The following is a 13,503-nucleotide window of genomic DNA, read 5'->3' as shown; positions in this document are numbered from 1 at the left end:
CCTTTTCTAAAAGACAATTTATACTCTCTTCAAACCACGTCAGCTTCACCTTGGCATAGATATATGGGTATCGACTTCGTCAGTCTTATCTACAACTTCAAAGTAGTGCTTTGAGCAAGCTAGGGCTAGCTTCCTAGTTTGCTCTTTGATTTTCATTGAATATTACAGTGGATAATTTTTCTAGCTATTGTAACAAAAAAGTTACCCGAAGGCAACTTTTTTTGTCTGTAAGGGTTCGAAGTAGAAAGGATTATTCAGAGCTAAAAGCTGCAGCTTGCTGCATTTGGTAATACTTGCCCTTTCGAGCCATGAGATCATGATGGTTGCCATACTCAACGATGTCACCATCAACCAAGACAAGGATCAAATCCGCATCCTGAATGGTTGACAAACGGTGGGCGATGACAAAGCTTGTGCGCCCCTTCATGAGTTTGGCAAAGGCATCCTGAACCAGTACTTCTGTACGGGTATCGATAGACGAAGTTGCCTCGTCTAAGATAAGAATCTTGGGAATAGCCAGAAAGACTCGAGCAATAGTCAAGAGCTGTGCTTGACCAACAGAAAGAGATTCTCCAGCATTTTCAAGCTTGGTATCATAACCCTGCGGCAACTGTTGGATGAAAAAATCGGCATTGGCTGCTTTGGCTGCAGCAATCACCTGCTCCCTACTGGCATCAGGATTTCCAAAGGCAATATTGTCATGAATGGTCCCTTGCTTGAGCCAGGTTTCTTGAAGCACCATTCCAAACTGCTGGCGTAAAGAGGCACGACTATAATCATAAATAGATTTCCCATCCAGCAAGATATCTCCGGAATTAATGGGATAAAAACGCATGAGGAGATTTATAAGGGTTGATTTTCCGGCACCTGTCGGACCAACAATAGCTACCTTACTACCGGCTGGAATATCAATAGATAAATCCTTAATCAAAATCTTTTCAGGATTGTAGCCAAAAGAGACGTGTTTAAAGGAAACAGCTCCCTTAACCTGGTCACTGGTCAAGACTTCCTTACCTGTTTCAGCCACCTCAGGACTTTCTAAGACAGCATAGACACGCTCTGCACATGCCAAGGCACTTTGCAACTCGGCCAAAACTGAAGAAATATCGTTAAAGGGTTTGGTGTACTGTTGGACATAGTTCAAAAAAGTCACCAAACGTCCAATGGTCAAAGTGGAACCCATCATGATACGATAAGCTCCTACCCCAGCTAGAAGGGCATAAATGAGTGCATTGACGAAACGAGTTGAAGGATTGACTGTTGAAGAATAAAAGATGGCTGACTGCGAATAGCCTGCGTAGTTGTCATTAGCCTCACGCAACATTTGAATAAACTCTGTTTGAGCATTAAAAGACTGGATAATGGTCTGTTGACTCAACGATTCTTCAATCAACTGAGTCTGAATTCCCCTTGTCTCTGTTTGTTTTTGGAAGAGATGATAGGATCTCTTAGCAATAAAGCGTGAGATTACCATGGACAGTGGCGTCAACAGCAAGACTAAGAGGGTCATGAGGAGATGGATTTGAAGCATGGCTAGAATACTAACCAAAATCATCAAGACGCCAATGAAAAATTGGTTAAAAATCATGGTCAAGCCAGCTGCCAACTGTTCTATGTCTGTGGTCACCCGACTGACCATCTCCCCACTGCCTTGCCGGTCCACGAAAGCAATCGGTAATCGATGGAGCTTATGGATGATTCGCTCTCGCAAATCTTTAGTATAAGAGAAGATTAGGCGATTATAGAGGAGAGGATTGGTCCATTGTAACAGAGTATTTCCTATGACTACCAAGATCATCTGGATGAAAATTTGCCAAAAAACTGATGATGAATCGGCCACTAGGACCTGGTCAATGACCTGCCCAATCAGAATAGGTAGGTAGATTGATAAGCCAACTTGAGCAATAGTTCCTAGAAAGGCTAAGAAAAGGAGGAAGGGATGGCTTGCTAAATCCTTGGCCAAACGTTTGAGCGTCTGGTTTGCAGTTTGTCGTCTCATTCTAGTCCTCCTTTCCATGTTGGGATGCATTGATTTCACGATAGACTTGAGCGGACTTCATCAAGTCCTCGTGCTTACCGATAGCTAAGAGCTCACCTTTTTCCAAGAGGAGAATCTGGTCAGCCATCTGCAAAGTCGAGGTTCGTTGAGAAATCAAGATTAAGCTTGTATTTGGTAAGTTCCCTCGGATAGCTTTCAAGAGCCTAGACTCGGTAATAGTGTCGAGGGCCGAGGTCGCATCATCTAGGATGAGAAATGGTGCTTGTCGCAAGACTGCTCGTGCGATAGACAGCCTTTGTTTTTGTCCACCTGAAAAATTTCGACCTCCTGCTTCAACTAGGGCATCCAAAAGTCCTTCCTTTTCACTGACAAAATCCTTAGCTTGCGCAATCTCCAAGGCCTGCCAGAGTTCTTGGTCAGTTACTTCGTGATTGAAACCCAAAGTCAAGTTGGAACGAATGGTTCCTTTAAAGAGCTCGACTTTTTGAGGCACATAGGCAATCCAAGACCTCCACTGCTCCAAATTAAGAGGACTACGTCCATCTCGATAAAGGTTAATGCTTCCCTTATCTGCTGGATATAGACCAAGTAAGACTTGCACCAAGCTTGATTTACCAGAACCCGTTCCCCCAATGATACCAAGGATTTGCCCTTGCTGTATATCGAAGGAAATGTCTCTCAGAGAAGGCTGAGCCGCATCAGGATAGGTAAAGGTCAGTTCTTGGACTTGTAAAACCTGATTACTAGTAGTTTGCTTTTGTTCTAATTCTGAATGGATATCTTCTGAAGCCTCAGTAAAGACTTCCTCGATTCGCTTAGCTGAGATGTAGGACTGGTTGAGGGAATTTATCAGCATGGCGAGCTTGACCAATTCCACCAAAATCTGTAAGAGATAGTTGATGAGGGCAATGAGGGCCCCTTGACTGAGCAATCCTCCTTGAATAGAAATATAGCCTTGCCAGATGATAACAAGGAGGGTTCCATTAACAATCAGATAGGTCAGAGGTGTTAATAAACTAGACCAGAAACCTGTTTTTTCTTGCAATTTGGCATAGACTTGGTTAAGGGTTTGAAAAATCTGTAACTCTCGTTTTTCTTGTCCAAAAGCACGAATAACCCGCATCCCTTGTAATTGCTGGCGAGTTTCTTGAACCAGTTGATCCGTTTTCTTTCTGAGAGCACTGTAGAGAGGATTAACCATTCTAGAGAGCCCTACGATTACAATGGTCAAAATGGCAACCATGACCAAGAACCAGAGAGTCAGTTCAGCTGAGATGCGGTAGGCCATAAAAATGGCACCAAAAACGATAATAGGCGCTCGTAAAAAGAGACGCAGGAATTGATTGATACCAGTCTGAATCTGGTAAGTGTCCGAAGTCAAGCGAGTCACCAAACTAGAAGTTGTCAAACGATCCCTGCTATCCTTAGGCAAGGAAAGAATATGTCGATAAAGGTCATCTGTCAGTCCTTTGGCAAATCCAACCGCAGCCTTAGCTGAGTAAAACTGAGCTACCAAGGCCACTACAACGCCAATCACTGCAAAGATAAAGAGTATGCCAATCTGCATCCAGAGATGTCCTTGATCTCCCTGAGGTAAAGATTGGTCAACAATCCCAGCAATCACCATTGGAACCAGAAGCTCAAACACAGCTTCTAGTAGCTTGAACAAGGGTGCTAAAATCGATTCTTTGATGTAGGGTTTGAAGTAAGATAATAAGTGTTTCATAAATCCCTTCTATTTTCTAAAATGAAGAAAGTGGGAAGCACCCACCCTCTCAATTTTATTTGTTTAAGTAAGGCAATAGATAGCCATATCCTTCCTCTTCCATCTTATCCTTGGCCACAAAGCGTAAGGAAGCAGAATTGATACAGTAACGAAGTCCACCTAACTCCTGAGGTCCATCTGTGAAAACATGACCCAAGTGAGCATTTCCTGACCGAGAACGAACTTCGATTCTCTCCATTCCATGGCTCATGTCCTTGTAATAATGAATCAATTCCTTGGAAATCGGACGGCTAAAACTTGGCCAACCACATCCTGAGGCAAACTTATCCTTGGCGAAAAAGAGTGGCTCACCCGTCGTGATATCTATATAAATCCCTTCTTCAAAGGTTTGATCATAGGCATTACTAAATGGAGCCTCTGTAGCAGCTTCTTGGGTAACACGATAGGATTCTTCTGATAAACTTTCCTTTAACACCTCTTGACTAGGCTTTTCATAGTTTGCTGCATCAATCAATGGCTTCTCAGCATCTGTCACATCGATATGACAGTAACCTGAAGGATTTTTCTTAAGATAGTCTTGGTGGTAATCTTCAGCCAGAATGTAGTGGCGAAGTTTCTCCACCTCTACTGCAATCTTTCGCCCCAGCATGCGCTTCTGCTCCTGTACCACAGTGTATATAGCTGGTGAATCTGCTTCATCTTGATAATAAATCCCAGTTCGATATTGGCGACCACGATCATTTCCCTGCTGGTTAACAGACAGGGGGTCGATGACTCGGAAATAATAGAGCAGAATTTCTCTGAGTGAGACTGCCTTCTCATCGTAAATCACTTGAACCGTTTCTGCATGGTCTGTTTCCTTGAGTAGTTGGTAATTGGTCGTTTCGACTTGTCCATTAGCGTAGCCGACACTGGTTGCTAGCACTCCAGAAATGCGTGAAAAATATTCCTCTAGGCCCCAAAAACAACCACCTGCTAGATAAATTTCTGCCATCTTTATTTCTCCTTTATCAAGTTTTTAATTAGGCTTCTTTTCAAAAAAAGGATAGGAAGCCCTCCGGTCGAGAGTTTCCCCATCCTATTATCTATTCTTTATTTTGCTTCGACACGAACACCTTGGGTATCAACTTTCAAGTCATGCAGTTTTCCTTTGAAAGGTTGCTTTTCCAATTCTTCCTTAATCCTTGGCATCTTGTCATGAGAAGCCAAGACCATAACTGTCGGCCCAGCACCAGAGAGGTAGGTTGCATAGGCACCATTTTCTTTTGCCACTTGCTTAATCGTCGCAAATTCTCTCACCAAGTCCTGACGATAGCGCTCGTGAAAGAGGTCTCCCTCGATTGCTTGCCCAGCTGTCACCATATCTCCTGCCAACAAGGCCGCAACCGCCACATTGGCGATAGAACTAGCTGCAACAGCTTCTTTGTAAGACAATTTTTTAGGTAAGACACCACGGCTGTCTCGAGTACGCAATTCATAGTTAGGAATGTAGGCTAGAAAATCACATTCTGGGAAGTCTGCTACAATAGCTGAAACTTCCCCATCAACAGAGCTTGCAATAACGAGATTACCATAAATGGCCGGAGCTACATTGTCAGGATGTCCTTCAATCTTGGTCGCTAACTGCAATTTTTCATGGTCAGACAAGTTGAGCTTACCCAATTGGTTGGCTAGTTCAATCCCAGCAACGATAACCGAACTAGAAGAACCCAAACCACGCGCCAATGGAACATCACTGGTCATTTTCAAACGTCTTGGTTTCAAGTCTGGCACAATTTGCAAAGCGATTTTGAGCAAGAGATTACGCTCGTCATGTGGAATCCATTTGCCAATCTGGTGTTCAATCAACCACTCATCTCGTTCTTCGCAGACCTCGATTTGAAGATACTTGGTTACAGCTACACCGACCGAGTCAAAACCTGGCCCGATATTGGCACTGGTTGCAGGTACAATAATCTTCATCTTATTCTCCTAGCACCTTGAAGGTATTCAAGAGGTCGAATTCTGAAACCTTCTTCAATTCAGCTGCGACATTTTCAAGTTGAGATTTATTAATCTTGTGTGTAATGATAACGACACGCGCCTTGTCACCCTCTTTGCCATCTTGGAGGATTTGCTTGAAGGAAATATCTTGAGCATTAAAGATTTCAGCCAACTTCAAGACCTGACCTTTTGAGTCTGGTGCCAAGATTGAGAAGTAGTAGTTTGCTTTAACATCCTCAGGATTTGCCAAGACCAAGTCACGGCTGTATTCGTTGAAGTCTTTACCAATGGTACCATCATTCAAGCGACGAACGATACGGACAATATCCGCCACCACACTTGTTGCAGTTGGTTTTTGACCAGCACCTGGTCCGTAGTACATAGACTCACCAATACCGATAGATTCTACAAAGACAGCGTTCATCACTCCATTCACACTAGCAAGTGGGTGTGCTTTAGGAAGGAAGGTCGGAGTTACTTCTGCAGCAATTCCTGAAGGAGTTTCCTCAATAGAACCAACCAATTTCACTACATAGCCAAGTTCTTGGGCTACAGCTACATCTTCTGGTGTGATGTTGCGGATTCCCTTGTGGGCTACATCATCAAAAGCAACCTTCATGCCAAAGGCAAATTGGCTCAAAATCACCATCTTGTAGGCTGCATCAATTCCATCTACATCATTTGTAGGGTCGCTTTCTGCAAAACCTAGTCTTTGTGCTTCCGCAAGAGCATCATCGTAAGACCATCCTTCTTCGACCATCTTGGTCATCATGAAGTTAGAAGTTCCGTTGACCACGCCAAGGACACGAGTGATTTTATCAGAAGCCAAGGAATTTGCTAAAATACGAAGAATTGGAATCCCACCAGCTACTGCTGCTTCATAGTAAAGTGCTACCTTGTTAGCTTTAGCGATTTCTAACAATTCTGCACCATGGACAGCCAAAAGGTCCTTGTTAGCAGTAACAACGTGCTTCCCAGCTTCCAAGGCACGAGTGATAAAGGTTTTAGCAGGTTCGATACGCCCCATCAATTCCACTACAATCGTAATGTCTTTGTCTGATAAAATATCATCCACATTGGTTACAAAGTTAAAGTCATTCCCTGCTGCAAGCAAGCGATTCTTTTCATCTTCATCCTTGACCAATACCTTGGCAACTTCAATATCTGAATGCGCTGATTGATTGATTTTTTCTCCATTTTCCTTTAGGAGGAAGGGCACACCACTTGCAACGGTACCAAATCCTAGTAAAGCAATTTTAACTGTCATGTTTGTCTCCTCGAAATTTTCTAATATAGCCATTATAACAGAATTTTGTGAAAATTCCTATTATAGTAAATCACTATTTCAGTCTAGAAAAGAAAAAAACGAATCAAACGATTCGCTCTTCCTAAAATTTAGAAATAATTTTCCAGAAATGATTATCCAATCTTTTGCAGATTGATCACTGCATCATGATTCATCAAGACTTGGCCATACTCTTGTAAGACTGAACGACTGATATCACTATCTTCCGCAAACTCGCGCATACGAGCCAACAGCCAAGCTGGATATGGACTTGGATGATTTTCAATATCCACTAAAATGGTCAAATAATAGCGCTCATTCATCTTGTAGAGTTCAGAAGTTTCCATCTCAAAAGTCACTGTCTTGGCAAAAGCCACCAAATCAGCTAACTTAGAAAAAGAAAGGATGTAGTAGATATAAGGCTCTTTCTTACTTTCAACTTCTTGTTCAGCCTGCTCCTGCTCTTCTTCCTTGGCTTCAACTTGCTCAAGAGATTGAATCGCTTCGATATCATCCTTAGTTTTGTCTGCGATGCTTTTTTCCAAGGTTTTGATAAATTCATCTGGCGACATTTGAGCCAATTCTTCCATATCTGGTAAATCCGATAAATCTTCAAAATCTAGATTTTGGTCAATCTTTGATTTGGTTACAAAGACATCGACCTTATCAGGTTTTGGAGTCACACGGAAGCTCAACATGCCTGTATCCAGAAAGCTATCAGGCATCTCTAACTCATCCAAGATAGCATAAAAGAACTCTTCTGTTTTTTCTTGAGGAACGAGAAAGTCAGCAATCTCCATGCCACGATCCATCAAATCCTCTAAAGACATCGTGATTTTCAAAGTTGTATCACTAATTTGTTTCATTTTCATTGCTAGTAACCTCATACTTTCAGTTCTATCTATTATACTAGATTTTTACGATTTTATCAAAAGAAGGCTCCTCTATCAGGCTCGATTTTTCCTAGGGTTATTTCTGTAGAAGACTTTAAAAGAAAAAGCCTTCAAAATCGGCTCTTGTCCGACTTTGAAGACCTAATGCATTCGAATGCTTATAATTTAAAGGTTGCTACACCGAGGATAGAACGATTTAAGTTTCGAAGAATTTGAAGACTTTGCTCAAATTTCTTATAACGAGTCACTCCATACTCTTCAACAAGAAGGACTGTATCTCTTTCTAAAAGCGATGGTACATCTTGTAAATCGACAAAATGCATTCCTTTTAAAGACTCTTGATTTTGTTTCAATTTATCTAGGATAGCTTTGTTTGAGCTAACGATTGTTAATTCTTGTCCAGCATTTTTGTATGACAAGACATCTGCTAGGTTGGCAATTGTTGTGATCTCTGTTACAAAATCAATTTGATATTGAGAAAAATCACCTGCTCTATTGATTGTTGGGTTAAAGAGATAAACCAATACATTTCCCATCACAACCAAAATCACACAGACTACTCCAATAACAGCTAAACGGAGAATCAAATTCTTCACATTCAATCCAAGCGCTGTCTCACCATTTGCATTCAATTCTTTAGAGTTGATGGTTTCCAATTTTTCAATTTTCACATTTGCATAAGTGTGTTTAAATTTCTCAATCAATCCATCAAATTTTCTCTCTAACAAGTCATTGACATCCTTGCTTGGTGTCAAAATTTTCACACCGACCCCTGCATCGTCAATCATATAGTAGACGGTCAATTTTTTCCACCAATAGTCATTCGTTGAATTTTTCAAGGTTGTTTCTGTCGTATCCAATTCACTGGCCATTTTTTTCAACTCACTGGGCTCTACATCATTGAAAAGATAAGCTCCATTCAAATTCCCATCAATCAATTTCCCATAAAAATCACTATAACCACCAATTTGATGATTCAAAATCGTTTTGGCTGAATCTTCTGGAGGAGTGATTTTATAGCTAAGATAAGTTGAATAACTTGTTGTGTCTTTGACAGTATTTTTATTCTTAACAGCTTTAATTGTAAATGGTACAGCAATAAGAGCAAATAAAGCTATGAGAGCTAAAATATTTGCTTTTCGTTTTTTGTAAAGATTTGCAAACAAATCAGCTACTGAATAATGTTCAAACATGATTTTTTTCTCCTTTGTTGAGTAGATACTGGTTCTCTTTTGTAAGCATTTTTGCTACAAATATCATCACAAGAACAATTCCCCAGAATTGCATTGTAAATAGATTGAAGAAACTTTCTGAAAAGCTACTTCTTGGCATAAAGAATAGATTATTCAAGATGAGTAAGGACAAGGCAAATAAGATTGTTCTTGAACGATAGGCTACTTGCAGCATGGCTATAAATAGCATACCGAGTAAGAGACTAAGCAGAAAGACTCCTATCATACCATAGTCGGTATACAACTCCATAATATAGCTACTTCCGATACCATGTCCTTTTAAATATTCCTTATTCAAAACAAGATAGGACAAATTGTGGGCATAACTATTACTATCAATAGCTAGCTCCACACTATTGGTTGTATGTTCAAAGGCTTTTCCTCCGAAAATAGCCCCCAAGCTTCCCCTTGCAAAATAATCAAGGACAGGACCAAAAGTAAAATTACGGAAATCTCGGTAAGGGAGGCTACTGTTAAATAGAAAACCTCGAGCCAGAACGCCAAAACTGGTTCCTTGTTTATAGATAAAGTCAAGCAGAATATCCCAGAAACCTGTATGGGAAACCTGGACATTATCCCGTACATAATTGAGCACTCCCATCGCTAACATGAGAATAGGAGAACCTACAAAAATCGCTAACTTTTCTTTAAACCCAATCCATTTTCCCTTTTCAGTTTGCTCCCGCATGAAGTAATAAACAAAAGCAAATAAAATACTTAAAATAAAGGGATTTCGTGTCCCAATTGCCAAATGAATAGTATTGGCTGCAATAAAGGAGACAAGCACTGCTGTGGCCTGCCATTTCTTTGGCTTGGTTGCCAGATACATACACATTGCGTAGACCGTAAAGGTAGACAAAATGTAGGTAAAATAAGGCAGTTTACTTTCAAAATTTGCATAGTAGGCATAGTAGGAAGTCTGCAAGCGATACAGGAGCCGTTCGAATAACCGAATGAAATAGAAAGGATAGGTGAGAAGAAAAACTCCTAGTGATACAAAGCGTAACCGCTTGATATAAATCTCTTTTATAGAATTTCCTATCTTTGGTACTTTTATGTTCTTCCTAGCTATGAAGTAACGAGCCAGTACGCCTCCTGTGGTCAAGCCCAGAATCGAAACCATGACGACTATAAAGGCAAAGCGATAGGCTATCGGATGATAGGTATCCAGAGCGCCATCCCTAAAATAATCAATGGTCGGTCTTGATACCAGAAATACAAAAATAGTTAAATAGAAAATAAAATGGATTAAGTAATACTTGATATCATTCCAGCAGGCAATTAAGCTACTAACCAGTAAGAACAATAAAGTAGAAAGCAAGCTAACATTATTATTATTAAACAGATACACAATTCCACTTACTAGCGTCAAGGCATAGCTGACTATGGTCAAACTAAATAATAATCGTTTTCCATCAATCACTTGCTCACCCCCGTTCTAATGTAATTTTTTTGATTTTTCAATATTTTTCAGTAATAAGAATCGGTATAAGGAAATGTTTATGAATAGAGCCAAAGCACTAATTCTTCTTCCCTTACGAAAAATTGGATTCCTAGCAATAGCAAAGGCATGGCCTTTTAAAAATCGATGAATCTGAGAATAGGCTTCAAACTGTTTATACTGATCATCTAGTAACATTTTATCCAGAATAAAGAAATGAGCATAGGCCAATCTGAAGAACGCAACCTCTTTCAAGTCAGGATAGTTTTTCACAACTTCATTGTAAAACTTTTGATAGATATCAATATAGGCTAAATCCTTCTCTGCATACGGTTTGGTCGTAATGCTATCACCTCTATGGAAATAGTAATAATAGGGTTTGGTATTAACAACGTACTTCTTAGCCAACTTGATTAAATCAAAATGATAATAAGCATCTTCGTAAATCAATCCCTTAGGAAAGGATAGGGCAGTTGCAATCTCTCTCTTGATTAGCTTATTGCAGATCGTTCCAGGTATTTTTTCACCTATGAGGTATTCCTTTAGAAATGTTTGAGAATCACAGACAAAATAATCATCCTGATTAGCTGACTGTGGGCTTTCATCATTAGCATAGACATTCATAACACCACAACTCGAAACATCCGCATCTTCTTGAATTATTTGCTCATATAAACTCTGAATCATTTCTGGATGGATATAATCATCTGAGTCAATAAAAATCAGATAGTCCCCGTGAGCCTGCTTCATTCCATCATTTCGTGCTTGCGACAAACCTTCATTCTTTTTATGAAGCACTGACACCCTGTCATCTTGTTCAGCGATTGAATCACACAAGCGACCACTTTCATCTGTTGCACCATCATCAACAAGAATAATTTCCAGATTTTGATAGGTCTGCTTCTGAATGGAAGCTATCGATTTTTCTAGGTACTGCGCCACATTATAGACTGGCACAATGACACTAATTAATGCAGTTTCCATGCTACTCCTCTAATAGTTTTTCTACTTGTTCGATTTGTTTGGCAATTGTAAATTGTTGAATGAATTGACTAGCCTCATCGACATCAAAGTTTGAGGCAGAAGTCATATAGTTCGTAATTGCCTGAGCTGCCTCTTGATTGCTCTCAATGATTTGTCCAAATCGTCCTTCTTGGGATAATTCCTCAGCCCCTCCGACATCCGTAGAGACAAAAGGGATTCCAAGGCTCAAGGCCTCCACATACACCCCAGGAAAACCTTCTTGTTTAGACATAGACAAGAGGACCTTCATCTGAGACAAATACTGATAAGGATTTTTTTGATAACCAAGGAAATGTACATAGTCCTCAAGCTCATACTCTTTAACTCGTTTTTTCAGTTCCTCTTCCATATCACCAGCACCTATGAAGTAGAGATGATAGTTTTTTCCCTCTTGGTGTAATAATCGTATCACTTCCACTACACGGTCAGAACCCTTATTTTCCTCAATCCGTCCGATAGTACAGATACTTTGAGGTGCAATCTCGATATCTATCTTCTCTTGAGATTTTTCTAGAATAGTCTTAAAATCATATCCATTGTAGACCGTCTGTAATTTCGAAGCATAATCTGGATAGACTTCCTTGATAGAATGACTGGTCTTTTTTGAAATCCCTACAATAGTATCCGCGGCATCCAACTGGCGTCTATGTGATTTCCTTTTTGAGCTATCCTTAAGAAATTCTTCGATACTTCCATGAATCCAAGAGATTTTCTTGACTTCTTTTCTTTTAGAAAACAACAGTGGTGGATTCATAATGGTAAAAGAAACTTCAACATCATAGTCATCTTTTACAAGCAAGCGACGAGTCAGCCTTGGAAAATAAATTCTCATTCTCCACAAAAAAGCTCGAATCCATCTGGCTTGGCGATAATCCTGAAGGGATTTTAACATTCGTACATGCTGGGGAACAGATTCGTATCCCTTGTCAAAGTGCTCCATTTCAAGAATATCAATATCATACTTTTCTGGATCCAGATTTGAAACAATGGTAGACAGAATCTTCTCTGCGCCACCTCCAAGAGAAAAAGACCACATAAAAAATAAGATTTTTTTCTTAGCCACCATATTCTCCCTTGTATTCTGTATAAGACTTATCCATATCAGCGATGACAGCATCATGATGCGGTACTTGCTTATTTGCTGGTGGTGGCGTCATATAATCTCCAAAAGCAGTACTGAGATAGGCATCATAACCGACTGGAATAGGCATCTCTGTCCCTTCAAATGGCAAGAAAAGATTGTCTTCAAAAGATGCGATTAGATACTTATTTCTCATGTAGCCAGGACCTGAGCATAATTCTGTGATGCCATCGCTCTCAGCTAGACCATATTTGGTCATTTCTTTCTCAGCTTTTTTCCAAATGCGATAACGGAGAGATTTGGGCGTCACGCCCAGTAAAATACGGCTTCCCCATTTCATGAGAGCCCCATGCTTTTCTGGAATAGTTTGGGCACAAAAAAGTGAATAAATCAGGGCCCAGCGAACCTGTTTCTTCCGCTCAGCTGGATTTTTCGGATAATAATCCAAAGGCAAGACATCCAAAGCCAAACCATGTGGCAAATCCAAATCCTGCTGATAAGGTTTGATACAGGTCGTTTCCTTGTCACGAATGGTAATAAAAAGATTGCGGTCGACAAAATCCGTGTTACTCTTTGACAAGAAATAACGTTCATCTGCATAAAGAGGCCATAATTCTGCCAATTTTTCATAGTCCTTACGGGGCATAAAAAAGTCTAGGTCATCGTCCCAAGGAATGAACCCCTTGTTTCGAAGGGCACCAATAGCACCTCCACCACAAAGATAGCAAAGCAAATCATGTTCTTTACAAAAAGCCACAAAATATTCAGCCATCTCCAGACTACGAGCCTGAATTGCTTTTAAATCAGTCATATTGTTCATTATTCTTTCTATCGTATCGT

11 protein-coding genes are annotated in these 13,503 nt (G+C 40.3%); all 11 read right to left on the bottom strand.

Annotation, left to right across the window (positions count from 1 at the left end; translation table 11 throughout):
* Positions 1–250: 250 nt before the first annotated feature.
* Positions 251–1,999: an ABC transporter ATP-binding protein gene (locus HT731_RS06760; protein WP_173278231.1), complete on the bottom strand. Its 1,749-nt coding sequence runs from the start codon at positions 1,997–1,999 to the stop codon at positions 251–253.
* Position 2,000: 1 nt separating this feature from the next.
* Positions 2,001–3,725 (bottom strand): ABC transporter ATP-binding protein, encoded by a 1,725-nt coding sequence (locus HT731_RS06755; RefSeq protein WP_173278229.1) that lies wholly within the window; start codon positions 3,723–3,725, stop codon positions 2,001–2,003.
* Between the two features lie 55 nt (positions 3,726–3,780).
* Entirely contained in the window at positions 3,781–4,719 is a 939-nt protein-coding gene (gene msrB, locus HT731_RS06750) for a peptide-methionine (R)-S-oxide reductase MsrB (protein WP_173278227.1), read from the bottom strand.
* A gap of 98 nt (positions 4,720–4,817) precedes the next feature.
* Positions 4,818–5,687, bottom strand: a complete 870-nt coding sequence (gene thrB, locus HT731_RS06745) for a homoserine kinase (RefSeq protein WP_061759776.1) — start codon at positions 5,685–5,687, stop codon at positions 4,818–4,820.
* 1 nt (position 5,688) lies between these two features.
* Positions 5,689–6,975: a homoserine dehydrogenase gene (locus HT731_RS06740; RefSeq protein ID WP_061759775.1), complete on the bottom strand. Its 1,287-nt coding sequence runs from the start codon at positions 6,973–6,975 to the stop codon at positions 5,689–5,691.
* A gap of 152 nt (positions 6,976–7,127) precedes the next feature.
* Complete coding sequence (gene mecA, locus HT731_RS06735) at positions 7,128–7,865, bottom strand: adaptor protein MecA (protein WP_061759774.1); 738 nt, start codon at positions 7,863–7,865, stop codon at positions 7,128–7,130.
* A 179-nt stretch (positions 7,866–8,044) separates the two neighbouring features.
* Complete coding sequence (locus HT731_RS06730) at positions 8,045–9,079, bottom strand: hypothetical protein (RefSeq protein WP_061759773.1); 1,035 nt, start codon at positions 9,077–9,079, stop codon at positions 8,045–8,047.
* The gene (locus HT731_RS06725; protein WP_061759772.1) at positions 9,072–10,541 is read right to left on the bottom strand and encodes an O-antigen polysaccharide polymerase Wzy family protein; all 1,470 of its coding nucleotides are present in this window, start codon (positions 10,539–10,541) and stop codon (positions 9,072–9,074) included. Before HT731_RS06725 ends, HT731_RS06730 begins: the two co-directional genes overlap by 8 nt.
* Positions 10,542–10,556: 15 nt before the next feature.
* A complete protein-coding gene (locus tag HT731_RS06720; RefSeq protein WP_061759771.1) occupies positions 10,557–11,543 on the bottom strand; it encodes a glycosyltransferase family 2 protein in 987 nt (328 codons plus the stop codon).
* A 1-nt stretch (position 11,544) separates the two neighbouring features.
* Positions 11,545–12,648 (bottom strand): glycosyltransferase, encoded by a 1,104-nt coding sequence (locus HT731_RS06715; RefSeq protein ID WP_079114918.1) that lies wholly within the window; start codon positions 12,646–12,648, stop codon positions 11,545–11,547.
* Entirely contained in the window at positions 12,638–13,483 is an 846-nt protein-coding gene (locus HT731_RS06710; RefSeq protein ID WP_079114917.1) for a phosphorylcholine transferase LicD, read from the bottom strand. The genes HT731_RS06715 and HT731_RS06710 overlap by 11 nt, the downstream gene beginning before the upstream one ends.
* Between the last annotated feature and the right edge of the window lie 20 nt (positions 13,484–13,503).

Origin of the sequence: Streptococcus sp. k-163 (assembly GCF_013277555.1) — a bacterium.
In the GTDB taxonomy this organism is placed as follows: domain Bacteria; phylum Bacillota; class Bacilli; order Lactobacillales; family Streptococcaceae; genus Streptococcus.
This window is presented reverse-complemented; position numbering and strand designations above follow the sequence as displayed.

What these genes read in the sequence shown, in the direction of transcription:
- HT731_RS06760 (WP_173278231.1), bottom strand. Translation starts at nt 1,999, where the DNA reads ATGAGACGACAAACTGCAAACCAGACGCTCAAACGTTTGGCCAAGGAT.
- HT731_RS06755 (WP_173278229.1), bottom strand. Translation starts at nt 3,725, where the DNA reads ATGAAACACTTATTATCTTACTTCAAACCCTACATCAAAGAATCGATT.
- msrB (WP_173278227.1), bottom strand. Translation starts at nt 4,719, where the DNA reads ATGGCAGAAATTTATCTAGCAGGTGGTTGTTTTTGGGGCCTAGAGGAA.
- thrB (WP_061759776.1), bottom strand. Translation starts at nt 5,687, where the DNA reads ATGAAGATTATTGTACCTGCAACCAGTGCCAATATCGGGCCAGGTTTT.
- HT731_RS06740 (WP_061759775.1), bottom strand. Translation starts at nt 6,975, where the DNA reads ATGACAGTTAAAATTGCTTTACTAGGATTTGGTACCGTTGCAAGTGGT.
- mecA (WP_061759774.1), bottom strand. Translation starts at nt 7,865, where the DNA reads ATGAAAATGAAACAAATTAGTGATACAACTTTGAAAATCACGATGTCT.
- HT731_RS06730 (WP_061759773.1), bottom strand. Translation starts at nt 9,079, where the DNA reads ATGTTTGAACATTATTCAGTAGCTGATTTGTTTGCAAATCTTTACAAA.
- HT731_RS06720 (WP_061759771.1), bottom strand. Translation starts at nt 11,543, where the DNA reads ATGGAAACTGCATTAATTAGTGTCATTGTGCCAGTCTATAATGTGGCG.
- HT731_RS06715 (WP_079114918.1), bottom strand. Translation starts at nt 12,648, where the DNA reads ATGGTGGCTAAGAAAAAAATCTTATTTTTTATGTGGTCTTTTTCTCTT.
- HT731_RS06710 (WP_079114917.1), bottom strand. Translation starts at nt 13,483, where the DNA reads ATGAACAATATGACTGATTTAAAAGCAATTCAGGCTCGTAGTCTGGAG.